General features: G+C 41.6%; 2 protein-coding genes and 1 pseudogene. 1 reads left to right on the forward strand and 2 read right to left on the reverse strand.

Translation table 11 applies throughout. From position 1 onward, the window contains the following. Positions 1 to 264: 264 nt before the first annotated feature. Together F6K53_RS42160 and F6K53_RS42165 are read right to left on the reverse strand one after the other, a co-directional pair. The gene (locus F6K53_RS42160) at positions 265 to 447 is read right to left on the reverse strand and encodes a hypothetical protein (protein WP_293065591.1); all 183 of its coding nucleotides are present in this window, start codon (positions 445 to 447) and stop codon (positions 265 to 267) included. Between the two features lie 75 nt (positions 448 to 522). Further along, positions 523 to 759, reverse strand: a complete 237-nt coding sequence (locus F6K53_RS42165; protein WP_293065594.1) for a hypothetical protein — start codon at positions 757 to 759, stop codon at positions 523 to 525. A gap of 293 nt (positions 760 to 1,052) precedes the next feature. On the opposite strand from F6K53_RS42165, the pseudogene F6K53_RS42170 reads away from it, so the two are divergent. Then, positions 1,053 to 1,202: pseudogene (locus tag F6K53_RS42170) on the forward strand (Uma2 family endonuclease); the annotation flags it as partial. Positions 1,203 to 1,455: the final 253 nt, after the last annotated feature.

Genomic DNA, 1,455 nt, shown 5'->3' on the forward strand with positions numbered 1-1,455 from the left:
CCATCGGGGGTTGAGCGACTTTGCAGCCGATCAGTTCTATGGCTTTATCAAAAGACCAATAGGATTTGGTGAACAGAGGAGACAGGAGTAAAACTCTCACGTTTGATGTTGAAATCAAGAATAGTACAATACTACAGCAGTTCTCAATTTAGGGAATCGGGAGTCGGGAGTCGGGAATCGGGAATCGGGAATCGGGAGTCGGGAGTCGGGAAGCTAGCAACAGTAGGGGTAGGGTGGGCAAATTTTGAGAATTTGATCATGTCGTCAGGTATGATGCCGATTTGCCCACCCTACCAGATCAGGCGATCGCACTTGAATTATACGATGGGCGTACTGAAGGTTAGTTTGTTGCAATTGAGCAATGGTTTCTGCAAGATCGATCAAACCTTGACCAGGGGGATTGTCTTTATCCCTAGAGTACCGATAATAGGAAGTGCGCGATCGCATAGTAGCGACTGTAAGTTAACATGGCGACGAGCAAATTTTCGCAGTGACCGTTTAAATTGGCTACTAATAACTAGTTTATACATCAGTCAAACTGGAATGATTGAAGCATTCTCGCAATTCTTCTATTGCTTCAGTAGCTGTTTGGATTTTTAGCTTACCTGCTTGGAATTCGGCAAAGGAAACCTCTGCATCCAACGCAATTTCCTGTCGTCTTTGTTCAACCATTCGGCTTTTAATAATTTGGATTAGCATTTCTTGCTGTTCTACAGGAAGGGTCATGGCTTCCTCTAAAACTTGATCTAGAGTACTCAACGGGTTATCCTCGACTTCACTACCTTTATTGTGTCATATCTCGATTTGTTGGGTTTTGTTGCCTCAACCCAACCTACAATATTCGCGTACCCACGCGCGGACATTCACCGGTGCGTTACACTTCATTAACACACCCGACAAGAGCTGATTTCTCCTAACATCAAAAACTCTTCGGAGCTCTTTCCTACTGTTCCCTGTTCCCTTTTAGCATCAATCCTATGTTCATAACTCAAAAAACAACGCTATATAATACTATAATTAAGACAACTATTGCTGCTATCTAAACTGATAATATGACCCCTAATACCGTCAGTTTACCGGCTACCCTCGAATTAACTATTGACTTAACTGACGAGCAATTTTTTCAGCTTTGTCAAACTAACCGTGACTTGAGATTCGAGCGTACAGCTAGAGGAGAATTAATTATTATGCCACCTACGGGTAGAGTGGTAGGGTGGGCAAATTTTTAGCATTTGATGATTTCATCAGCGATGATGCCTATTTGCCCACCCTACAAAATCTATCATCTTAAATAAAAATGCTGTATGAATAACTTGATGAAATACGCTGTATGAATAACTTTATGAAATACAAGGAATACCTTGGCTCGGTCAATTATAATGATGAGGATGAGATTTTCTACGGGAAAGTAGAGTATATTCGTAGCCTGATCAGTTATGAAGGTCAGGATGTTAA

Origin of the sequence: Moorena sp. SIO4A1 (assembly GCF_010672065.1) — a bacterium.
GTDB lineage: Bacteria > Cyanobacteriota > Cyanobacteriia > Cyanobacteriales > Coleofasciculaceae > Moorena.